Genomic DNA, 24,098 nt, shown 5'->3' with positions numbered 1-24,098 from the left:
AAATAAATGAGAACTATTAAATTACCATGTAATAACGATCTACGAAAACAATGCATTATTGATGCCATGGAGCAACACGTCCTGACCAAAGGCTTTCATAAGGCAAGCATGAGTGAGATTGCAAAAACAGCAGGATTAAGTGTCGGCCAAATTTACCGTTACTATGCCCACAAAGATGACATTATTTGTGCTTTAGTAGAGCAGCTTACACAAAAAAGGTTACAGTTTATGGCGTCTTTTTTAGATAAAAAAGATTGGCTAGAAAGACACTTTTCTGAAGACAACCCAGAAACTCATAACATGAGAATCATACATACAGAGATCCAAGCAGAAGCCACGCGCAACCCAGTGATTGCTAAAATCTACAGTGAATCTCATCTTCGACTACAAAATCGTGCCGTCGCTATTCTACGATCACGCCATCCAACGATGACAGAAAATGAAGCCATCGCTCGGATTGAAATGCTGGTAACGTTAACGGAAGGATTACTCGTCCGCTGGGATTTTCAAACCAGACCATTTACCACAGAAACAGTCGAAATCTACCGACAAACGCTCGACAACATCTTGCCCGATAGCGTTTAACTAGACAGATTATACTGGTTTAAAAATGGCTCTAATTTGAGGCCAACGACTCACCAGCATTGCGATAAAAATCAAAAAACAACCCAGAATTTGGCCTGACGCCATAGATTCGCTAAACCAGAAAACGGCAAAAATCGCCGTCCAAACCGGCTCCAAGTTCATAATAACTGCCGCATGACTTACCGGGGTTAGACTCATCCCATAAGTTTGCAACAAGAAACGCAAACTACTTGCCACCAAAGTACTGAGCAAAAACCATCCTGCCACGGCTATACTAACACTGTGTGGAAGCGTTTCTGTTAACAGAGAAAGTAACAGTAAAAAACACCCAGCCACACTCAATTGAATGGCTGTTAACACAAGTGCATGCATACGCATGGAAAAGCGAGATAATAAATTTAATTGAAATGCCGAGCCTAAAGCAGCCCCCAAAAAATACAGGTGGGAAAACTCAAAATCCAATCCATTGTTTAAGGCCAAAAAACCCAAACCAACCACAGCAATAGGCAACGCAATCCAAATACTTAAAGGAGGCCTTGCACCAAACATAAAACGCGCAATAACAGGAACCAGCACAACACCAAGACTAGTAATGAAAGCACCCACTCCTAGGTTTGAGCCTTGATCTAGACCAGTAACCCAAAACATCATGGTGACGCCCATCACCAAGCCGACCAAACTCGCTTGCTTAATGTCTTGCCAATCTAAACCACGAAAATACTTTTGCCCAGCAAGAAACAACACAAAACCAGCAACAATAAAGCGCACCCCCATGAAAAAAAGAGGCGGCAAACCAGCCAACGCTTCTTTTGAAAAAATCCAGCCAAAGCCCGCCAGAATAGTCACCAGCACCAATATCAATTCGGCTTTTAAATGAGTACCGTGTTTCAAGAGCTTTCCTTACAGTAAAACGTACAAAAAAATAACAGTTCAATAATTAAACAAACCAATGAGCATGACGCAAAAAAGCCCACACAACCCGTCATATTCACTGGCTGTGTGGGCTTTCCTATCAAATATTTGTACTAGCTAAGACCTTATTTAGCGCCTTTTGGCCAAGCAATAAAAATAGAAATCAAAGCAGCGACAGCTAATATCCAGCTGTATTGAACATAACCAATAAGCTCTAATGGCGACACCTTCGCCAAAGACGACGCTAGTAAAATTTGCGCACCGTAAGGCAAAATCCCCTGCACGACACAGGAGAAAATATCCAACAAACTCGCACTGCGCTTCGGATCGACATTGTAACGTTCGGCAATATTTTTTGCGACAGAACCATTAATTAGAATAGAGACAGTGTTATTGGCTGTACACAAATTGGTTAATGCTACTGCTGCACTGATACTCAACTCACCAGCTCGAGTTGATCCTGCTTTTGCGCCTAAGGCTTTACTTATACGCTCTATTGCACCCACCAACCAATTCAAACCACCTTGGGATTTCATAAGTGCTGCAAGACCACCAATCAACAAGGATAGAATCAAAATTTCCTGCATCCCAGTATAACCCGCATAAATATCAGCAGACAAAGATGCTACAGAATAACCAGGCTGCATGGTCAAACCAATCACACCCGCTAAAATAATACCGCTGAACAGCACTAACATTACATTAACACCAGCAACCGCCAAACCTAAGACAACGACATAAGGCAAAACGCGAATCAAGTCATAGTCTTTAATATCCGTAATCTGCGCATTGCTGCTCTGGAAAAACAACCAAACTAAAGTCACCAAGGCGGCAGGTAAGGCAATTTTAAAATTCATGCGAAATTTATCACGCATGTCACAACCCTGAGTTCGCGTTGCCGCGATAGTGGTATCAGAAATAATCGACAAATTATCGCCAAACATCGCGCCACCAATGACCGTACCTACCGTTAACAGCAAAGGCAAATCGGCGGCTTCAGCAACACCAATAGCGATTGGAGCGATGGCTGCAATCGTTCCCATGGACGTTCCCATAGACGTTGCAACGAATGCGGTGATAACAAACAAACCGGGTAATAATAGCGAAGGCGGAACCACGCTTAAGCCAAAGTTAACGGTGGCATCAACACCACCAACGCTTTTTGCAACGCTAGCGAAGGCCCCAGCCAATAAATAAATCAGCACCATGGTCACAATAGTGTTGTCGCCCACACCTTCAATAAAGGTTTCGATGCGCTGATTAAAGTGCCCTTTGCCTAATAAAATTGCCAATGCAATAGCTGGCAAAATAGCAACAGGCGCTGATATCTGATAGAAGGCAAAATCCACACCTTCAGACTGATACCAAAGGCCGCTGCCGACAAAAAGAACGAGGAAAAGTAACAATGGCAACAATGCCAGAGGAGATTTAGAAGTCATATCGTCTGAGGATTCCAGATTAAGTTAACCCTGCAACTTTTGGTCATAGGGAAGAAAGGCGGGAATGATAGTAAAAAGTAGTCCACGAGACCAATAATAATTAGCAATGTCGTTGTCACAAAACGTTATAACAAAAACAACATGTAATAATGTTTTTTATTCAATATCGCTATATAAGATATTAAGACAACAAAAAGTCCAGTATTAAAACCGCCCGCTATCTGGCCATTCCAATACTGGACTTTGTTGTACGCTATTAAAGACAGCCTATTTATAAGAAAAATTCGGCCTGAACATTATTTTTTTAACTTATAGGCAACCACATAATCGCCAATTGTGGTGCCAATGGAACCATGGCCACCTGCAACCTGAACAACCATTTGCTCACCCTTACTATTTAAATAAGTCATTGGTGTTGCTTGGCCACCCGCTGGTAAACGACCTTTCCATAATTCTTTACCAGTAGACAAGTCATAAGCTCGCAAGTAGTTATCAACAGATGCCGCCATGAAAACCACACCGCCTTCTGTAATCACTGGACCACCAATACCGGGCATGCCCATTTCTACTGGCAACTTCAGTGGCGTCATGTCCTCAATGGTACCGTTTTTATGCTGCCAAACCGTTTTACCTGTTTTAAGGTCAACCCCAGCCACATAACCCCAAGGTGGTTGCTGGCAAGGTACGCCTAATGGTGACAAGAAAGGTTTTAACTCAACCGCATAGTCTGCACCTTCATTAGAGTTAATGCCTTGCTCACCTTTGTTTGCTCCACTCAAATCCGCTCCCTCTCTTGGTTGCAACGTTGAGGTGAAAGCTAAGTAAAGTGGCATACCAAACATTTGCTGGCGCTTAGGATCTACAGCGATACTACCCCAGTTAAACACCCCAAAGTTACCAGGGTAAACAATGGTTCCCTGCTCAGATGGTGGCGTGTATCGACCTTCATAACGCAACTGCTTAAATTGAATCCGACACATTAATTGATCCAGAGGAGTCGCGCCCCACATATCAGTTTCCGTTAACTTAGCAGGCTTAAAAGATAAAGCCGAAGTCGGTTGAGTTTTCGCTGCGTAATCGCCAGGAATGGTACCCTGTGGTGCAGGTTCCTCAGTAATAGGAAAAATAGGTTCACCTGTTTTCCTATTCAACACGTAAACATCACCTTGTTTGGTGGGCACAACTAAAGCAGGCTGTTTGCCCGTTGGCGTGTCTAAATCCAACAACGCGGGTTGAGCTGGTGTGTCCATATCCCATAAATCATGATGAACAAACTGCTGAACCCAAGCGACCTGACCTGTTTCGAGACTCAAAGCCACCACCGAAGTCGCATATTTCTCTTCTGCAGGTGAACGGTACATACCTAATTGGTCAGGTGTGCGGTTCCCCATTGGAAAATACGCTAAACCAAGCTCTTCATCCGCACTGGCAACAGACCAACTATTCGGCGAACTTGTCGCATAAGTTTCGTCTGGCCCAATAGGCGTCGTATCATCTGGATGACCAGAGTCCCAGTTCCACTTCAACTCACCCGTTTTCGCATCGTAAGCGCGAATCACACCAGATGGGGAATTGATATCGTAGTTATCATTCACCGAACCCGCGACAATGACCACGCCACCGGCTACCAATGGTGGTGATGTAGAATAATAATAACCAGACTGTTTAAATGGCATGTTATGCATTAAATCTAATTCGCCATTATCCGCAAAATTAGCACAACGAGCGCCAGTCGTTGGATCGACCGCAACTAAACGGGCATCGGATGTTGGCAAGAACAACTGAGCATCACACTGCATGCTGGTTAAACTTTCAGCTGGTACTGATGACTTTTGAACAAGCGGGAGTTTGGCTGAATTAGAGGGCGGTAAATAAGATACTCCGCGACAAGTCTGATGCTGTCGCTGACTTTCAGCTGGCACTTTTGCATCATATACCCACTGTTCTTCGCCCGTATCCGCATCCAATGCCACAATCCAGTTATGTGGCGTACAGACATAAAGAGCGTTAGCAAGTTTCAACGGTGTAGCTTCGTAAGTCGTTTCACCAACGTCTTGTGGGCCTTTTTTATCACCTGTTTGATATTGCCAAGCGACTTGAAGCTGGTCTGCATTATCTGGTGTAATTTGAGCCAATGGCGAAAAGCGCTGACCTAAGTTACTACGCCCATACGCATTCCACTCCCCCTGATTAACATCGCCAGTATCCGCATCAGACATAGTGACTGAGCGCGTCATCGTGCCTTCAACGGTAGTTGGTGATGTCATGAATAAAGGAGAAATAGTAACCAAGGCCGTTGCAAGCCAAACGGGAAACAATAAGCGCCCGCCACTTTGACGTTTAAAGTACGCCAATAAGATAAGAGGGACCGCCAACACCAAGAAAAGCCCCATTCGTGAAGCTAAAGGCCACCAGCTTAAGCCGGATTCCATAATCGACCAGATTAAGGTGCCAATTAACAACAAAGCATAAATAAGGTTTGCGACTTTATTGCGTTTTTTTAATAACAAAGCTACGGCGATAAAGGCAACGCCAGCAACAACATAATAAAGACTGCCATCTAAAGAAACTAGCCAGCCGCCACCTACTAACAAAGCCAAACCAATGGCTAAAAAGAGTACCGAGAGAACAATCATATGACACAATCCCTTCGAGTTTAATTCGTTCATTGAATCCAGTAAATCAGCAGCAAGGCGACCGCAGAACAGCCGCTCAGCCACTTATTCACCATAGATGATTACAACTCAAAGTAAAAGCGTAGAGCATAAAATGACAAAATAGACTTTTTTCTTACATATTTATCAAATAATGCTTATAACAAGGATCAAATCTTAGTAACGTCATAGCCATATACAGCATCTAACTTAGACTGAATAACATTCGGTGCAAAGCGCCCTGCGGCTTGAAGCGCCTTTAGCTTCATCTTCCCAAACACACCGCCGTGCATGTGATATAAACCGGTGTTGGCTTTAGACATATTCTGAATATTAGTTGCTCTAGGTTTACGAGATTGCTCGTATCTTTGCAAAGCTTCCTTCAAAACATAACGTGATAAACACTCAGCGAGCACATATCCGTCTTCAATCGCCATCGCGGCACCTTGCGCCATGAAAGGCAACATAGGGTGACAAGCATCCCCCAGTAAAACCACTCGACCTTGATGCCAAGTTGATAATTCAGCCCTGCCATTTAAAGCCCATAAAAAAGTACGGCTCGCGGATTTTATTAACTCGCTTACTTCAGGGTGCCAATCTGCAAAAGCACGCTTCAACTCGTTTACATCGCCCTCTTCACGCCATGATTCAGATTGCCAATCACTGCGCTCTTCCACGGCAACAAAGTTCACATAGTCACCGCCGCGCAAATAGTAGCTCACAAAATGACGGCCCGGACCCACCCAAACACAGGCATCCGGCTTGATATCAACCGTTAGATCACTGACCGGGATAACACCACGCCATGCAACTTGCCCCATAAAGGCTGGGCGCTCTTGCCCTAACATTTGCTCACGTACTTTTGAACGAATACCATCGGCACCAATTAACAAATCGGCGTAAAACTCTCGACCCTCTTCGAGCAACAAACAAACCTGTTTGAGTTCGGTATTCTCTCGATAGCCAACCACGGCAGCATTTAATACCAATTCAACACCTGCGTTTGCACAAGCTTCAGCTAAAACCTGATGCAAATCAGCACGATGCAAATGCCAGTAAGGCGCACCATAACGAGCTTCGGCATGCTCCCCCAATGGCGACTTCAGAAAATACTCACCCGACTTATAATCACGGATCGCAGCGTGTTGCGGGACAAAGGCGAATTGGCTCAATTCAGCTTCTAACCCTAAGTGTCGCAAAACTTTTAAAGCATTGGGACTTATTTGCAGTCCAGCGCCAACTTCACCTAGGCTCGCAGCTTGCTCACACACCACGACTTGAATACCTTGCTTAGCCAGCGCCAATGCCGCACACAAGCCTCCAATCCCAGCCCCAGCAATCACAACACTATTCACCTGATCCACTCACCTGCCCTCTTCGTTAATGCTGATTTTTGCAAGAATCAAAAGCGCCATAGTAGCGAATTCTTACCTAAATAAAACCGATCTATATCACTTATGGTGAAACAAAAAATATGGAAATACTTTTCAAATACTATGGCTCGATCCTTGCTATATTTCTCCAGTAGTGCGAAAACATTATAAGTAGCCTAGCAAATCAGGGTAACGATATAGCTAGATTCCACCTTACAAACTAAAGAAGTCTCCCCAATGTGGGGCGGATGCACAAAAAGAGCACGCAAATGTGTGCAAGTTTAAAGCACCCACCTCCGGCTTGATAAAGAGAACGAGGTATACATGGAAAAACTAACGAGCCATTATCAGTCAGCTGATTTTTTTGACGAGTTAATTGATGACAAAGGCACAGCAAGATCTCCTGCAAAACAACTCTTGGGATATCTAGACAGTCTTTCAGAAGACGAACTAGAAAAGAGGCGCCTCACTGCCGAAGCAACAATACAAGAAATGGGCATCAGCTTCACGGTCTACACAGAGGAAGGCAATATAGACAGAGCATGGCCCTTCGATATAGTTCCCCGCACGATAGAAGCCTCAGACTGGAAAATAGCTGAAGCAGGATTAAAACAACGCCTCACCGCCCTTAACCTTTTCATCAACGATCTATACCACGACCAAAACGTCATTAAAGACGGCATCATCCCAGAACACATTATTAAAGACTCCAAAAATTTTAGACCAGAATGTGTTGGCGTATCACCAGCCTACGGCGTATGGGCACATATTTGTGGTACCGATTTAGTACGAGATGAAAACGGCGACTTCTTTGTTTTAGAAGATAACTTACGTGTGCCCTCTGGCGTATCATACATGCTAGAAAACCGCGCCATTACCAAGCGTGTTCTCCCTGAATTGTTTGAAAACGAATCCATCTTACCGGTCGATTCATATACCTCGCAATTGTTTGACACCTTGGCGTCTTTGTCTCCAAGAGACATAGAAAACCCTGAGATCGTAGTGTTAACACCGGGTATTTATAACTCCGCTTATTTTGAACACGCTTTCTTGGCGCAACAAATGGGCGCGGAATTAGTAGAAGGCAGTGATTTGTTTGTCGACAGCGACGACTGCGTCTATATGAAAACCATCGATGGGCCAGAGCGTGTGGATGTGATCTACCGTCGTATTGACGACTTATTCATCGATCCAGAAGCCTTTGATCCAGAATCTGTACTGGGTGTTGCGGGTCTCATGCGTGCATGGCGAGCAGGCAATGTCGCCTTAGCAAACGCACCGGGCGCTGGTGTTGCCGATGACAAAGTCGTTTACGCTTATGTTCCAGCTATTATTCGTTACTACTTAAACGAAGAGCCAATTCTTAACAACGTCGAAACTTTCTTATGTGACGATCCTGAACAGCGAGCCTACGTCCTTGCTAACCTAGATAAATTGGTGGTTAAACCAGCCAACGAATCTGGCGGTTATGGCATGCTGGTTGGTCCTCATTCAACCAAAAAAGAACAAGCACTGTTTGCTGAGCTAATTACTAAAAATCCTCGTAATTACATTGCTCAACCAACATTGAAATTATCCACCGCACCAACGCTTATATCCAAAGGTGTGCTAGAACCTCGCCACTTAGACCTTCGTCCATTCATCTTACAAGCTAAGGATACTTACGTTACCACTGGCGGCTTAACCCGCGTCGCAATGAAAAAAGGCTCCTTGGTCGTTAATTCGTCACAAGGTGGTGGTAGTAAAGACACTTGGATTGTTGAAACAAAGGGGCAGTAATCATGTTATCTAGAGTCGCAGAACGCTTATATTGGAGCGCACGGTATTTGGAACGCGTTGAAAACACGGCCCGCTTGGTCAGTGTTTATGACGACCTATTGTTCGACCTGCCAAAAAACATCGAAGTATCTTGGTATAACTTAATCGAGATACTCAGTGGTGAAGAATTATTCGAACAACGCTATAAAGTCAAAGACGAACGCAACGTGGTGAAATTTCTTTTAGCCGATGACACCAACTTCAACTCCATGTTGTCATCATTGAAAATGGTTAAAGAAAATATTCGTACTACACGTGATGCTGTTCCCAGAGAAACTTGGGAGCTGATAAACGAGCTGGATCTATACGCACAACAGAATATAAAACAAGGCATCAACCGCTCAGGTCGCCATGATTTTCTCAATACCATCATTGAAGGCTGTCAAAAAATCATCGGCCTATTTGCTGGCGCCATGAGACGTGATTCAGGCTGGCACTTTCTCATTATGGGCCGCTATCTAGAGCGAGCCGACATGGGAACCCGTATTCTGGATGCCGCTGTGTCATTAATGCTGCAATCAGAGCCAGAGGCGCGAATACAACTTGGCCAAGTGACTTGGTCAAAAGTATTAAAATCTCAAAGTGCGTATTTGGATTATCGTCGCACCGTTCGAACCTCTATCAACGGAGCGAAAGCAACGACATTCTTGATGAATGACCTTTGTTTCCCAAGGTCTTTGGCTTACTGTTTGGGGCAAATAGGTGAAGCGGCGACAAAATTACCCCGCGCAGGTTTGATTACCGCTCAGGTAGATAAACTTTTAGAGTTTGATTACCCAATCCATAGCTCAGAAGATTTGGATGAAGATTTCCATAACCATCTCAATGATATACAGATTGCCATTATCGAAATAAATCACCAGATCACCGAAAACTGGTTTCATTTTCGGCAAGGAGACGCTGCATGACCATTAGAGTCGCAATACAGCACAAGACTACCTACGAGTTTGATCGTTTTATCAACGTGGCTCCCCACGTGTTAAGACTGCAACCGGCGGCGCACTCACGAACAAAAATTCACGCTTACTCATTGAAAGTGCTGCCAGAAACGCATTTTCTTAATGTGCAACAAGACCCATTTGGTAACTTTCAAACTCGCTTAGTGTTTCCTGAAAAAACCAATAAGTTAGAGTTTTACGTTGAAGTGATCGCCGATATGACGGTCATCAACCCGTTTGACTTCTTCGTGGAAAGCTACGCAGAAGAGTATCCTTTTGCCTACGACAAAGCCCTGAAAAAAGAGCTAGAACCTTATTTACAAGTCACCGAGTCTTGCTCTTTATTAGATAAATGGCTTTCGACCGTTGATCGTAAAAACACACCAATCAACGATTTCCTCGTAGCAATCAATAGTCGCTTAGCGGGAGATATTGGCTACGGAATCCGCCTAGAGCCTGGCGTTCAAACCTGCGAAGAAACTCTGACCCTGAAAAAAGGTTCTTGTCGAGACACCTCTTGGCTATTGGTACAAATTCTTCGCAGCCTTGGTTTAGCAGCGCGCTTCGCATCTGGCTATCTTGTTCAGCTAACCTCTGATGTGAAAGCACTCGACGGCCCATCAGGCCCCGAAGAAGATTTCACCGACTTACACGCATGGTGTGAAGTCTTTTTACCAGGCGCAGGCTGGGTTGGATTAGACCCAACGTCTGGTTTGTTTGCTGGCGAAGGTCACATTCCATTAGCTTGTACTCCAGAGCCAGCTTCCGCAGCACCGATCACAGGCTTAATAGACGAATGTGAATGCGAATTTAGTTACAGCAACATTGTGACTCGTATTCATGAAGATCCTCGTGTAACCAAACCCTATGCCGAAGGCGAATGGGACACCATCAAAGCCCTAGGTTTTGCGGTCGACAAACAGCTTGAAGACGGTGACGTCCGTCTGACAATGGGTGGTGAGCCAACGTTCGTATCCATCGACGACATGGATTCAGAACAGTGGAACACCGGCGCATTGGGTGCAGAAAAACTCAAATTAGCCAAAGACTTGCTAATCAAAATGAAGCAAGAATTCGGTGCTAACGGCCTACTTCATTATGGCCAAGGCAAATGGTATCCGGGTGAAGAAGTACCGCGTTGGGCACTGGGTTGTTTCTGGCGCACCGACGGCGAAGCCCTGTGGAATGATCCGAAATATTTAGCGCGCGTAGACAAAGACTACAAACACACCATCAAAGACGCACAAGCCTTTGGTGAACTCTTGTGTGATAAGCTCGCACTGGATAAGCAATACCTTCAAAGTACTTACGAAGACACCCTGTATTATTTGTGGATGGAGCAATCGCTTCCCGCAGATGCAGACCCAACCAAAGCCGATTTGAAAGACGACTTAGAGCGCCGCCGTCTAGCGAAACTGCTTAGCCGTGGTTTAAGCACTACAACAGGCTACGTTTTACCGTTAGAGTTCGATACAGTAAACAATCGTTGGAACAGTTCACTTTGGCCGATGCGCAGTGACGTTATCACCTTGATTCCAGGCGACAGCCCAATGGGCTATCGTTTGCCGCTGAATTCTTTACCTGCGCAAGCGGAAGAAGATCGCATTCCTGAACGAGATCCGTTCGATCCTCGTCAACCTTTAGCGAACAAAAAAGACAACGCAGTACTAGACAGCGTCGCCAAACAGCACTTCGCTAAAAAAACAGCACCATCAAAACCAGCGTTAGCTCCTGAGAAAACACTTAAAAACGTGATTCGTACCACATTGTGTATCGAACCACGAGATGGGCGCTTGCATGTGTTCATGCCCCCCATGACGCATCTTGAACATTTTGTCGCGGTTCTTGAGCATCTTGAAGCGGTAGCAAAAGCCCTTGATAAACCTATCGTTGTCGAAGGTTACGAGCCACCAAAAGACCCACGTTTGCAAAAGTTTTTGATCACGCCAGATCCAGGTGTTATCGAGGTGAACATTCACCCAGCGGCAAGCTGGAAAGAATTGGTTCACAATACTGAAACCCTGTATCACCAAGCTTATCTTTCTCGCCTTGGCGCAGAAAAATTCATGCTGGATGGTCGCCATACAGGCACTGGTGGTGGTAACCACGTGACACTGGGTGGTCGCACTCCAGCAGACAGTCCTTTGTTGCGCCGCCCTGAATTATTACAAAGTTTAGTCACCTTCTGGCAGCATCATCCTGGCTTGTCCTACCTTTTCTCTGGCATGTTCATTGGCCCAACCAGCCAAGCGCCGCGCCCAGACGAAGGCCGTGATGAAGCCTTGTATGAAATGGAAATTGCTTTCCAAAACATACCGGAAGGCTTAGTAGATGAACCTTGGTTAGCCGATCGTTTAATGCGAAATTTGCTGGTCGACATCACCGGCAACACCCATCGCTCTGAATTTTGTATTGATAAGCTTTACGCGGCTGGCAGCGCCAGTGGTCGCCAAGGTTTATTAGAATTCCGTGGCTTCGAAATGCCGCCACATCCGCATATGTCGCTCGTGCAAATGCTGCTGTTGCGCTGCCTCGTGGCACGTTTCTGGAAGGAACCGTACAAAAAGCCTTTAGTTCGTTGGGGCACCAGCTTGCATGATAAATTCATGCTGCCGCATTTTGTTTGGCAAGATGTGAAAGAAGTGGTCGAAGACCTGCAGCGCCATGGCTTCCCGTTCAAACTTGAATGGCTAGCTCCGTTTGAAGAATTCCGCTTCCCTCATTACGGTCGTCAGCAAATTGATGACATGGAAATTGAACTTCGTTGGGCAATTGAGCCTTGGCATGTTCTTGGTGAAGAAATCACTGGATCGGGCACCGCTCGCTATGTGGACTCTTCCGTCGAACGCTTGCAGGTAAAACTATCCGGTTTAACCGATGGACGTTACGTATTGAGCTGTAATGGTCGCCGCGTGCCGATTCGTTCCACCGGTCGCAAAGGCGAATACGTTGGCGCGGTCCGCTACAAAGCGTGGGCGCCACCATCTGCGTTGCACCCAACATTGGGCACAGACACACCGCTCATATTCGACTTGATTGATACCTGGAATGGCTTATCTGTGGGCGGTTGTACCTATCATGTGTCTCATCCTGGTGGACGAACCTATGATAATGTACCGGTCAACAGCAACGAAGCGGAAGCCCGTCGAGTTAACCGTTTTTGGGATCATGGCTTCACTCAAGGCACGCTATCTCCACCTCCGGCCTTTAGTGCATTACGCGCTTTTTACCCTAATGGAGACGAGCCTCGCACTATGTCGCCACCAGCAGAAGAGCCAATGAATGAATATCCTCATACATTAGATCTAAGGAAGCAGTATAATGTTCTCTAATAATTAATTTTTTAGGCTCAAGCACATTATGCAACTTCAAACAGGTACTTTTATAACGTCGGTCATCGATGAAAAACCGACGTTATCTTCCGCCTATGATAAACCGATAAATGCTTATGATGAGGCCTTCACGGAAGATCGCCAACCGCGCGCGCATTGGGAAACCTTGCTGCGCAACATAAGCAGTCTTTCAGACGAAGAAATGCTCGACCGACAACGTCGTGTCCAGCGTATTCTTCGTGAAGACGGAGCTACCTACAATTTAACCAGCGACCCGCTTACACCCAGTGTTTGGTCGCTGGACCTTATTCCCAATATTATTCCAACCGATGAGTGGCTTGAGATTGAGCAGGGCTTAGCTCAGCGCTCAAACTTACTGGATCTCATTTTAAAAGATCTTTATGGCCCGCAGGAACTACTGAAAAACGGCATTATTCCTTCTGAGATTATTTTTAGTCATCCCGGTTTTTTACGCCAATGCCACGGAGTTATGGTTCCAGGGGCTCATCAATTACTGCACCATGCCGTGGATCTGGTTCGTGACCATAATGGCCAATTTCAAGTTATTGGCGATCGGACCCAAGCACCAAATGGCGCCGGTTATGCACTGGAAAATCGAACAGTTGTGTCTCGTGTTATTCCAAACAGTTTCCGTGATAGTCAAGTACGTCGTCTGGCAGGATTTTTTCAATCCTTCAAAAACATGCTGTCGTCTCTTGCCAGCCAATGGACTGATACGCCACGTATCGTCATGCTGTCTCCCGGCGCTTACAGCAGCACGTATTTCGAGCAAGCTTACTTATCAAACTACCTTGGTTTTCCATTAGTTCAAGGCAGCGATTTAACCGTACGTAATGGCGCAGTTTGGATGAAATCCTTAAACGGCTTAGCTCGTGTCGATGTAATTTTGCGTCGTGTCGATGATGCCTATTGCGATCAAGCCGAACTAAGAGCGGATTCTTTCCTTGGTGTTCCAGGCTTATTAGAAGTGGTTCGAGCAGGAAATGTTGTACTTGCTAACCCATTGGGCAGCGGTATTTTAGAAGCGCCAGCATTAGTAAAATTTTTGCCTGCCATCAGTGAGTTTTTGACAGGCGAACAACTTACTTTACCTTCTGTAGCAACTTGGTGGTGTGGTGATAAAGACGATTTAAATTATGTGATCGCCAATCTTAGTAACCTGATTATCAAGCCTGCGATTCGTAGCAATAGCAGCAACAGTATTTATGGCCACACGCTAAGCGAAAAGCAAAAACTTAATACGATAGAAAAAATTAAAAAAGCCCCGCATTTATATGCAGCACAAAACTATGTACCGGGTTCCATGTCACCCATTTGGTTAAATGGAAAGATACAAGCTAGACCGAGCCTGTTACGCGCTTTCACCGTTGCTAGCCCAACAGGCTACACGGTTATGCCCGGCGGTTTGTCTCGTGCTGGTGAATCGACGAAAGAAGCCATCGTCACCAATATGTCCAGCTCCAAAAGTAAAGATACTTGGATCATCGCAGCGGAACCCGAAGCGCCAAGTAACTTACTCACAGACCAAGTGCTGCTACAAGACGAAGCCTTACAATCAAATTTACCAAGCCGAGTGGTAGAAAACTTATTCTGGATGGGCCGTTATGCCGAACGCGCCGAAATCAGTATGCGCTTGCTACGTACCATTTTTAAACAAATGAATGGTATTGATCCACTACCAGAAGAAAGCCGTCGCATGTTGCTTGAAATGGTATCGACACAAACTGGCTGCTTACCCGGTTTTATAAAAGCGGATGAAAAACTGCTTGCCAACCCTGATGCCGAGCTCGTTTCTATCATTACGGATGGCAGTCGTGCGGGATCAGTCAAAGCCAACCTGCAAGCCATGTTAAGTTGTGGTGAGCAAGTTAAAGAAATGCTGTCTGCTGACACTCGTATCATCATCAATGAGTTGCGTGATCATATTCATGAGCTAGATCGCTCTTATACCAATGGTTTACCTCCCGCGCCGGAAGAATCGCTAGACAGCCTAGTCACTTCCCTATTGGCACTGTCGGGGTTGAACCATGAAAGCATGTTGCGCGGACTAGACTGGACGTTTCAGGAAATTGGTCGCCGGACAGAACGCGCATTGCAAACCGCTACCTTGTTACGCTCGGCACTAACTAAGCCTTTATCATCAGGGCCTCAGCAGCAAATTCTAGAATCTGTTTTATTAAGCGTAGAAGCCCTTATTTCCTTCCGTCGTCGCTACCGAAATCGTGCTCGCGTGGCTTATGGATTAGATCTATTAATGATCGATGGCACCAATCCACGCTCTTTGCTTTATCAAGTAGAACAGCTACGCAAATACATAAGAGAACTGCCCAGAAATGAGACAGCTACGGCAGGTCTAAGCCCTGAAAATAAAATTATTTTAAAATCGCTAAATGATATTCAACTTGCCGATTTGGAAGAGCTTGCCGAAGTAGACATAGACAGCCAAAGCCGTCTGAAGTTAGAACAACTGATGACTGAGCTTTTAGATCAACTTGAGCAATTCACAGTCCTCATTAGCGATAAGTATTTTGACCATACCGCTGGCCCACAGTCATTGACGGCAGCCATCAGAGGAACCAACGTATGAGATACCGCGTTCGTCATATAACAGCATATAGCTATGGGGCACCTGTGAGTCTATGCTACAACATGGCTCACTTATTGCCGCGAGATACACGCAATCAACACTGTTTAAATCAAAAAATACAAATCAATCCGCCGCCAGTTTATCAAAACGATGGCGAAGATTATTTTGGTAATCAGACGTTTTATTTTTCAATTCAAGAAGCCCATAAAAAATTGGTTATTGATGTCACCACCGACTTTGAAATTTCGCCGTTAGATGTACTCCAGTGGCAAACACAAAGCACTCTGACTTGTGGCCAATTACGTGCGCAATTAGACAATCCAAATACTCCCGAACTGCGCATGGCAAAAGAGTATTTATTGGATTCACCGCAAATACGCTGCTCAGAAGATCTAAAAGCCTATGCGCAAAGTACTTTTGCTGATGACAAACCAGTCTTGCAAGCGGCGCTGGCTTTCACCCATAAGATCTTCTCCGAGTTCAAATTCGACCCAACAACTACCACCGTTGCGACACCACTTGAACAAGTTCTTAAACAACGCAGCGGCGTGTGTCAGGATTTCGCCCACTTAGCGATTGGCTGCTTGCGCTCGGTTGGCATTCCAGCACGCTATATGAGCGGCTACTTAGAAACCTTGCCACCACCGGGGCAAGAAAAGCTTGTTGGTGCTGATGCGTCTCATGCTTGGTTCGCCGTACTTATTCCAGAATTAGGCTGGGTAGAATTTGATCCAACTAATGATTTGATGCCAAGCGACCAACATATTGTCACCGCATGGGGACGAGATTATGCCGATGTCACACCATTGCAAGGTGTTATCTTTGAAGGCGGAGGTTCTCAGCAGTTGGCCGTATCAGTGGACGTAAGACGAGTCTAACGAACACCAGCTCTTTGCTCATCATAATAAGGGCATAACCCCCAATTGCAGCACCGTTTAAAAGTGTACAATTATCGGACAAAAGTCATACTACATAGCATGTAGAGCCGATATAAGGTAAGCTTCGCGAAATTCTTGCATAACCTGATTTTTCAGCTTTGCACCTGCCTTTATAAAACATGAGAACATCTATGAGTTTCGACAAACTTGGGCTTTCTGCCCCCATCCTAAAAGCCATTGAAGATCAAGGCTATACTGAGCCGTCTGCAATTCAGGCTCAGGCAATACCTGCCATTCTTGAAGGCCAAGATGTGATGGCCGCGGCCCAAACAGGGACAGGCAAAACAGCCGGTTTTACCCTACCCTTGCTTGAAATTCTAAGTAAAGGCGAACACGCGCAAAGCAATCAAGTCCGTGCCTTAGTACTAACACCAACACGAGAACTCGCCGCTCAAGTCGCAGAAAGCGTAAAGAACTACGGCCAACATTTAGGCCTTAAATCGACCGTCGTATTTGGTGGCGTAAAAATCAACCCTCAAATGATGGCCCTTCGCCGCGGCGCGGATATTCTTATCGCTACGCCTGGCCGTATGATGGATTTGTACAACCAAAAAGCGGTACGTTTCGACAAACTAGAAGTTCTTGTTCTTGACGAAGCCGACCGCATGTTGGACATGGGGTTTATCCATGACATCAAAAAAATCCTAGCGATTTTGCCGAAGAAACGCCAAAACTTATTGTTCTCTGCGACTTTCTCTCCAGAAATACGCCAGCTAGCAAAGGGCTTGGTAAACAACCCTGTTGAAATTTCCGTTACGCCACGCAACGCGACAGCCGTTTCTGTTGAACAATGGTTACACCCTGTCGACAAAAAACGTAAAACTGAATTGTTAATTCAACTGATTGCCCAAGGCCGCTGGGATCAAGCCTTGGTATTTTCTCGCACCAAACACGGTGCCAACAAGATCACCAAACAACTAGAAGACGCCGGCATTCGTGCTAGTGCGATTCACGGCAATAAGAGCCAAGGCGCACGTACTCGCGCTTTATCAGACTTTAAAGAAGGCCGCATTCGTATTCTTGTGGCTACTGACATCGCCGCTCGTGGACTAGACATCGAACAGCTACCTCACGTGGTCAACTTTGACTTACCAGACGTGGCTGAAGATTACGTTCACCGTATTGGTCGTACTGGCCGTGCAGGCGCGACAGGCAAAGCAATTTCATTGGTTGCCGCTGACGAGCTGGATCAATTACGCGCTATTGAACGCTTAACTCAGAAGCTTATTGAACGCCGCTATGAAGATGACTTCATGCCAACACACATGTTGCCTGATACCACTCTGGATACGCGCCCGATCAAACCAAACAAGCCTAAAAAGCCGAAATCACCACGTGATCAACAGGGTGCAGCAAGACAAGGCAATGGCGCAAAGCAAGGTGGCAATCCAGCTAAAGGTAATGCACCTAAGTCTGGTAACCGTCGCCCAGCCGCCCCGAAAGCTGAAATGACACCGGGACAAGGTCTACGTAGCAAGCCTCTAGCGCCAGCACGTCGTAACCGTAAACCAGATTAATACTCGACTAATCTGCTAGTATATATGAAGCCACAGTGAGACTATCTCTCTGTGGCTTTTTTGCAAAAACGCTTAACGAAACTCACCATCATCAAGGACGTGTTATGGGCATAATCATCCTTCCGCTGTTTTTATTTTGGCTAGTCTGCTTTCTTTTCTCTTTTCGAATGGGTTATGTCTTATTGAAAGAGGAAAAACTGTTTGCTTATAAAATATTACCAACGATTGCCGCCATCCTTCTCGCCTTTCTGTATATGAAGCACTCGATCAACCAGTTTGAAAGTAGTGAGTCGCTTTGGGCATTTGAGATAATTTTTTACTTCTTATTTAACCTTAATGCTGCCGCTCTATATTTAGCGGCACTACTCTCTTACTTCACCCTAAGAAAACGAATAAAAAACCCATCGATCAAATCTCTTATTTTCATCATCGCACTGTCTATTTCATTAGGCACCTTACTAGGCGCTTTTGGTAGCGAAGCTTTTATGGAAAAAAACAATATTGAGCAGACCTATTAGAAGAGGGTGACATCTGATTCTCAATTTTAGAAACAGATGTCACTTTGAACAAAAACTAGCTCAGCTTATAAGAGCTAATTTCTTTCAATACACTTTCAAAACGCTCTCCAGCCTGAACAGAACCTTCATCCGTTTTGTTCACCATATCCAGAATTCGCTCAGAACGCTCGCTGACATTTTGAATATTCTTATTAATTTCTTCCGACACCTGAGATTGTTCTTCTGACGCAGTAGCGACACGCTCGATAGTTTGTGCTAATTGCTCAATCGCCTCAAATAAGCCTTGCATCATAGTGACATTCTCAGTCACAACATTCGACGTTTCCGTTGCCATGCTGGCGCACTGTCCCATTGATTGCAGTGCACTCTTGCCAGAACCGACCAAGGCTTCAATCATCGAACGAATCTCTTCAGTTGAATTTTGCGTACGCTGAGCAAGTGTTCTCACTTCATCCGCCACTACCGCAAAACCTCGACCTTGCTCTCCAGCTCGAGCGGCTTCAATGGCTGCATTCAAAGCAAGTAAATTGGTCTGCTCAGCGATGGACTCAATGGTTTGCAATATAGTGCTGATTTCTTCCGTATGATTGGTCACGGACTGCACCGCTTTATGCCCCCCTTCCACTTCGGAAGACAAATTTGCGATGGATTGCAAAATCATCTCCATACGCTCTGAACCCTGAGTACTTTGCTGACGAATACTTTCCGTAGCCTCTGCAGAGGATTGCATATCCTGAGAAATAGTATTACTGGTCAGCGACATTTCTTCTACTGCGGATGCCATAAGGTCCGTTTGATTAAACTGGTCTTTGGTTTCTTGTAGTGCAGTTTTCGAATAGCCACTTAGTACATTCATACTTTCTTTTGATTCAGACGCCATATCTACCATCAAATGAAAAGATTCACTCAAATGGTCTAAATGCATGTTTAAATATTGAATAATCTCGCCCAACTCATCTTTTGACGTATTCTCAATTCGTCCCACCAAATTACGCTCTGAAGAGACATTTGATAACGCTTGGCTAATACGCTCCACCCGTTTGGACAGAGAACGTGTCAACGAGAACGCCAAGAAAATCACCGGTGTAATCAGTACAATAAAACCAATAATCAAACCATTACGATAAAGTTCACTGCGAGACGTTAACGCAGCACTGAGATTATTAATTTCGGAGCTAATTTTATCTGCAACTCCTTTTATCAAACCTATTTTCGCCGTAGCAAGTCCAAACCAATCTGCTGGGCCATTTACAGTAGAAACATCCTTCATCGCCAAAAAAGCATCTGTCGCCTGTGTGACGGCCTTCCAATTATCATTTTTCATCGCCGCATTCAGTAATGCTTCTTCTTTATCTGACGCCGTCACCATAAAGTGTTCTAACTGATGATTCTCATCTTCAATGAAAGCAGCAATCTGAGACTGACGCTTTAATGTTGTAGACTTAGCTGCATACACACCATTTAAAGCACCACGATATTGACCTGCACGCTCCTTCATCCACAATAGACTTAAGCGAGCCTCTAGCGCTTTGGCAATATCTCGATTGCTAATGTCCAAAATAACGCGTTGAATGGAATTTAATGCTTGGCGATTCACCTCTGAATAAAAATCAAACGCGCCATTATCTGCTGCCAAAGCATCGACTTTTTGCCGAACTTGATTCTTGTCTTTCAACATAGCCAAAACAGGCATTCGTAAACGATTTAGACGCTCAGAAGTAAGCTCTTCAAAAGAACCACTCTCTAAGTTTCTCAATGTTGCTTCCGCATTATCCGCCACTTTACGTTGAGCCAATAAAGCATCTCTTCCGCTATTGCCTTTACTGCCTAAAAAGCCGGCACTCAAACCCCGTTCAACTGCAAAATTATGAGCCACACCATCTAAAACAGACGACAACTTCACCATGTCTTCTGCGACATGACCTTCATGAACACCTTCATTTAAATCTTTCACTAAAAAGCCAACAATAATAATGGCAAACAGCGATGGTAAAATACCAACAATGGCTACCGATTGAGACACTTTTAGATTTGAGAATAAGGCCACTAGCCACTCCTTGTCGTTGTTTTTAAGAAAGCTTAGATCAAAATATGCACTTTGCATGCCCAGTAGTTATTTTTTTTACATTATCTAGATTTCAAGTAATTTTCATACTTCCTAGATGTCTATTTAATTCGATATGTTGAAAACAAAAAAACCACCCGAAGGTGGTTTTATATAAACAAAATAACGCTCTGCCATTAACTGTGTTTCAGTTCAGCTTCTGGCACTTCATCTTGTTCAAACACTTTCGAGTCAGTATGACCAAGCCATTTCGAGGTGATACTGCCTGCGGTCATGGCACCATTAACGTTCACAGCGGTACGACCCATATCGATCAAAGGCTCGATAGAAATCAATAAGCCAGCCAACGCAACAGGCATATCCAGCGCAGACAATACGATCAAGGCCGCAAATGTTGCGCCACCACCGATGCCTGCAATACCAAACGAACTGATGGTTACAATAGCAATCAATGAAATGATGAAGCTTGGATCCAACGGATTAATGCCCACTGTTGGTGCGATCATCACTGCCAACATAGCTGGGTACAAACCAGCACAACCATTTTGCCCCATCGTCGCACCAAAAGATGCTGAGAAGTTTGACTCACCTTCACCGTTACCAAGGCGTTTAACCTGAGCATCAATATTCAGTGGAATTGTACCCGCACTAGAGCGAGAGGTGAAAGCGAATAACAATACAGGCAAGACTTTCTTAAAGTAACGCAGCGGTGAAATACCATTAAATGCCAATAGGCATAAATGCATCACTAAAATAAGCGCCAAACCAACATAAGACGCCACAACGAAGTTCAGTAACGTCAGTATGTCATCGACATTAGAACCAGCAACCACCTTAGTCATCAGCGCCAAAATACCATATGGCGTAAGGCTTAACACCATACGAACCAAGGTTCTAACAATAGATTGAGCTACATCAACAAAACGTTCAAAACTCGCACCTAATTCGGGCTCTTTACGAGCAACCGTTACACCAGCCACACCAACAAACGCAGCAAAGATAACTACAGCAATAGTAGAGGTAGGACGACTGCCTGCTAAATCAGCGAAAGGATTGCCCGGGAAGAAAGATGTAATCATGTCAGCAAATGACACACTAGCCAGACCATCAAGACGTGTCTCCAATGCCGCACCACGCGCCATTTCGCGAGCACCTTGCACAATACCATCAGCCGACAAACCAAATAGATTACTGACAAAAACACCGATCAAAGCAGAAACCGCAGTGGTCGCCAACAAGATACCGATAATACCGCCAGACATTTTGCCCAATGAGCCCGTGTCTTTCACCTTGACGATCGCGCCAATGATAGACACTAAAATCAACGGCATAATGATCATCTTCAGCAAGCTAACATAGCCATAACCGACGATATTCACATACTCTAATGTTTCGTTAGCTTCTGTACTGCCAACACCATAGATAAATTGCAATGCGGCACCAAAGGCAACACCCAAACCCAAACCAGTGAATACTTGAGTCGATAACGTCTTTTTCGCTTTTTGCAGTTTGAACAACAACGCGATTAACAAAGCGAACACCGCTAAGTTAATAATGGGATACAACATGGAGAAAAAACCTTAACAAATTAGTCATTGAACACCGGCTCCTTGCTTATCTAAACATCAATAAACACTGAAAACCGACAAGTTGCGGCAATGTTAACAAAATCTTGACTAAATGGATAAGAAGGAAAAATCATTACCTTATATAAGAAAAACGAATAAGGAAGAAACTTGAACGCCTTATAAACACATCCAGAAATCACAAGCCATACCATCTTGGAAATCCCTTCGATCAAGCTCACCAAGAAAGAGTCATGAAAAAAACCAAGCTGACTGAGAACGCCAACAAAGCACAATCCTTCTTGCGCCACTTCGCTATATAACGCAATATATAACGCATCGATATTCATCCTATTTCCAAACAGGTAGATCAGGGTAAAACCATGCGATTATTTAACTCTCTCAGCACCATACTACTCAGTGTTTTGATGTTTAGCCCTTCGAGCTATGCCGAAGAAGTCCACGCTGCCGTTGCATCCAACTTCACTGCCGCCATGAAAGACATCGCCACACAATACGAGGAAGAATCCGGCAATAAAGTTATTTTATCCTTCGGATCTTCCGGTAAATTCTTTGCTCAAATCCAACATGGCGCACCTTTTGATGTCTTTCTATCCGCGGATCAAAACAAACCCGATGCCTTAGAAAAAGCAGGCGCCATAATCCCAAACAGTCGCTTCACCTATGCCATTGGCGCCTTGGCTTTGTGGTCGTCTAAAGCCGATTTCATCGACAACAATGCCGCTCGTTTAAAAAACGGAGATTTTAATAAACTGGCCTTAGCCAACCCAAAGCTGGCGCCTTATGGTGTCGCAGCAATGGAAGTGCTAAAAGGCTTAGGACTCACAGAAAAGACACGATCAAAATGGGTAATGGGCGAAAACATCTCGCAAACCTATCAATTTGTCAGCACGGGGAATACCGATTTAGGATTTGTCGCCCTGTCACAAATAATGAGCAAAGGACACATTAAATCAGGCTCAAGCTGGATTATCCCCTCGGATCAATACAGCCCAATACGCCAAGATGCCGTGCTATTGAAAAAGGCAGACAATAACGCCGCAGCAAAAGGTCTGCTTGACTATCTACGCAGCGACAAAGCCCGTAACATCATCCATTCATACGGTTATAAAACGGAATAACAGCCAATATGCTTTCTGCGTCAGACTTAGAAGCCATTTGGCTAACCTTTAAAGTAGCGACAACTGTTACTGTTATTTTACTGCTCATTGGAACACCCATCGCTTGGTGGCTGGCACGAACCCGCTCCCGCCTAAAAGGGCCAATTAGCGCCATCGTTGCCTTACCACTGGTGTTACCGCCAACCGTGCTAGGGTTTTATCTACTAATCGCCATGGGTCCCAATGGTTTTATTGGTCAATTGACCCAAGAATTAGGTATAGGAACACTGCCCTTTACCTTTTGGGGATTAATCGTGGCGTCTGTGTTTTATTCTCTGCCCTTTGTCGTGCAACCCATACAAAACGCCATAGAAGCCATTGGAGAACGACCATTAGAAGTGGCCGCCACCTTGCGAGCAGGCAGCTGGGATCGTTTTTTTACCGTTGTTTTACCATTAGCGAAACCAGGCTTTATTACCGCGGCTATTTTAGGATTTACGCACACGGTCGGCGAATTTGGCGTTGTCTTAATGATCGGCGGCAACATTCCTGGACAAACTCGCGTGGTATCCGTACAAATTTATGACCATGTTGAAGCCTTGGAATATGATCAAGCTCACAAACTCGCCGCCATCATGATCATCTTTTCTTTTGTGGTGTTGCTCAGCCTTTATAGCTTCCAACGAAAAAACACACTATGGGGAGCGAAATAGCC

17 protein-coding genes are annotated in these 24,098 nt (G+C 44.9%); 10 read left to right on the top strand and 7 right to left on the bottom strand.

Features of this window, described 5'->3' with window-relative positions; genetic code table 11:
* The first annotated feature begins 6 nt into the window (after positions 1-6).
* On the top strand, positions 7-585 hold the full coding sequence (locus AC2A4J_RS06035; protein WP_255826300.1) for a TetR/AcrR family transcriptional regulator: 579 nt from the start codon (positions 7-9) through the stop codon (positions 583-585).
* Positions 586-594: 9 nt separating this feature from the next.
* On the opposite strand, the gene AC2A4J_RS06030 is transcribed toward AC2A4J_RS06035, so the two are convergent.
* The 4 genes from AC2A4J_RS06030 to AC2A4J_RS06015 form a co-directional block, all read right to left on the bottom strand.
* Positions 595-1,476, bottom strand: a complete 882-nt coding sequence (locus tag AC2A4J_RS06030) for a DMT family transporter (protein ID WP_484175320.1) — start codon at positions 1,474-1,476, stop codon at positions 595-597.
* A gap of 146 nt (positions 1,477-1,622) precedes the next feature.
* Entirely contained in the window at positions 1,623-2,936 is a 1,314-nt protein-coding gene (locus AC2A4J_RS06025; RefSeq protein WP_255826302.1) for a Na+/H+ antiporter NhaC family protein, read from the bottom strand.
* 296 nt (positions 2,937-3,232) lie between these two features.
* Complete coding sequence (locus AC2A4J_RS06020; RefSeq protein ID WP_484175319.1) at positions 3,233-5,656, bottom strand: glucose/quinate/shikimate family membrane-bound PQQ-dependent dehydrogenase; 2,424 nt, start codon at positions 5,654-5,656, stop codon at positions 3,233-3,235.
* A 104-nt stretch (positions 5,657-5,760) separates the two neighbouring features.
* The gene (locus AC2A4J_RS06015; RefSeq protein ID WP_484175318.1) at positions 5,761-6,954 is read right to left on the bottom strand and encodes an FAD-dependent monooxygenase; all 1,194 of its coding nucleotides are present in this window, start codon (positions 6,952-6,954) and stop codon (positions 5,761-5,763) included.
* Between the two features lie 333 nt (positions 6,955-7,287).
* Here AC2A4J_RS06015 and AC2A4J_RS06010 point away from each other — a divergent pair, with 333 nt between their 5' ends.
* The 7 genes from AC2A4J_RS06010 to AC2A4J_RS05980 all read left to right on the top strand — a co-directional run bounded on the left by AC2A4J_RS06010 (position 7,288) and on the right by AC2A4J_RS05980 (position 18,632).
* Positions 7,288-8,742, top strand: a complete 1,455-nt coding sequence (locus AC2A4J_RS06010) for a circularly permuted type 2 ATP-grasp protein (RefSeq protein WP_484175317.1) — start codon at positions 7,288-7,290, stop codon at positions 8,740-8,742.
* Between the two features lie 2 nt (positions 8,743-8,744).
* Entirely contained in the window at positions 8,745-9,689 is a 945-nt protein-coding gene (locus AC2A4J_RS06005; protein WP_484175316.1) for an alpha-E domain-containing protein, read from the top strand.
* Positions 9,686-13,051, top strand: a complete 3,366-nt coding sequence (locus AC2A4J_RS06000) for a transglutaminase family protein (protein WP_484175315.1) — start codon at positions 9,686-9,688, stop codon at positions 13,049-13,051. Before AC2A4J_RS06005 ends, AC2A4J_RS06000 begins: the two co-directional genes overlap by 4 nt.
* Positions 13,052-13,079: 28 nt before the next feature.
* Positions 13,080-15,659, top strand: a complete 2,580-nt coding sequence (locus tag AC2A4J_RS05995; protein WP_484175314.1) for a circularly permuted type 2 ATP-grasp protein — start codon at positions 13,080-13,082, stop codon at positions 15,657-15,659.
* The gene (locus AC2A4J_RS05990; protein ID WP_484175313.1) at positions 15,656-16,537 is read left to right on the top strand and encodes a transglutaminase family protein; all 882 of its coding nucleotides are present in this window, start codon (positions 15,656-15,658) and stop codon (positions 16,535-16,537) included. The genes AC2A4J_RS05995 and AC2A4J_RS05990 overlap by 4 nt, the downstream gene beginning before the upstream one ends.
* 191 nt (positions 16,538-16,728) lie before the next feature.
* The gene (locus tag AC2A4J_RS05985) at positions 16,729-18,114 is read left to right on the top strand and encodes a DEAD/DEAH box helicase (RefSeq protein WP_255826309.1); all 1,386 of its coding nucleotides are present in this window, start codon (positions 16,729-16,731) and stop codon (positions 18,112-18,114) included.
* 104 nt (positions 18,115-18,218) lie between these two features.
* Positions 18,219-18,632, top strand: a complete 414-nt coding sequence (locus tag AC2A4J_RS05980; RefSeq protein ID WP_484175312.1) for a hypothetical protein — start codon at positions 18,219-18,221, stop codon at positions 18,630-18,632.
* 55 nt (positions 18,633-18,687) lie between these two features.
* Here AC2A4J_RS05980 and AC2A4J_RS05975 read toward each other — a convergent pair whose 3' ends face one another.
* The 3 genes from AC2A4J_RS05975 to AC2A4J_RS05965 form a co-directional block, all read right to left on the bottom strand.
* On the bottom strand, positions 18,688-20,679 hold the full coding sequence (locus AC2A4J_RS05975; RefSeq protein WP_484175311.1) for a methyl-accepting chemotaxis protein: 1,992 nt from the start codon (positions 20,677-20,679) through the stop codon (positions 18,688-18,690).
* Between the two features lie 194 nt (positions 20,680-20,873).
* On the bottom strand, positions 20,874-22,265 hold the full coding sequence (locus tag AC2A4J_RS05970; protein WP_484175310.1) for an L-cystine transporter: 1,392 nt from the start codon (positions 22,263-22,265) through the stop codon (positions 20,874-20,876).
* 50 nt (positions 22,266-22,315) lie between these two features.
* Entirely contained in the window at positions 22,316-22,612 is a 297-nt protein-coding gene (locus tag AC2A4J_RS05965) for a hypothetical protein (RefSeq protein WP_484175309.1), read from the bottom strand.
* A gap of 33 nt (positions 22,613-22,645) precedes the next feature.
* On the opposite strand from AC2A4J_RS05965, the gene modA reads away from it, so the two are divergent.
* Both modA and modB read left to right on the top strand, forming a co-directional pair.
* Positions 22,646-23,404, top strand: coding sequence for a molybdate ABC transporter substrate-binding protein (gene modA, locus AC2A4J_RS05960; RefSeq protein ID WP_484175308.1), 759 nt, complete (start codon positions 22,646-22,648; stop codon positions 23,402-23,404).
* Between the two features lie 8 nt (positions 23,405-23,412).
* A complete protein-coding gene (modB, locus tag AC2A4J_RS05955) occupies positions 23,413-24,096 on the top strand; it encodes a molybdate ABC transporter permease subunit (RefSeq protein ID WP_114412330.1) in 684 nt (227 codons plus the stop codon).
* The last annotated feature ends 2 nt before the right edge of the window (positions 24,097-24,098 follow it).

The organism is Marinomonas sp. ATLA20 (assembly GCF_057180105.1).
The sequence above is the reverse complement of the archived record's forward strand: the minus strand, read 5'-3'. Positions and strand labels throughout refer to the sequence as shown.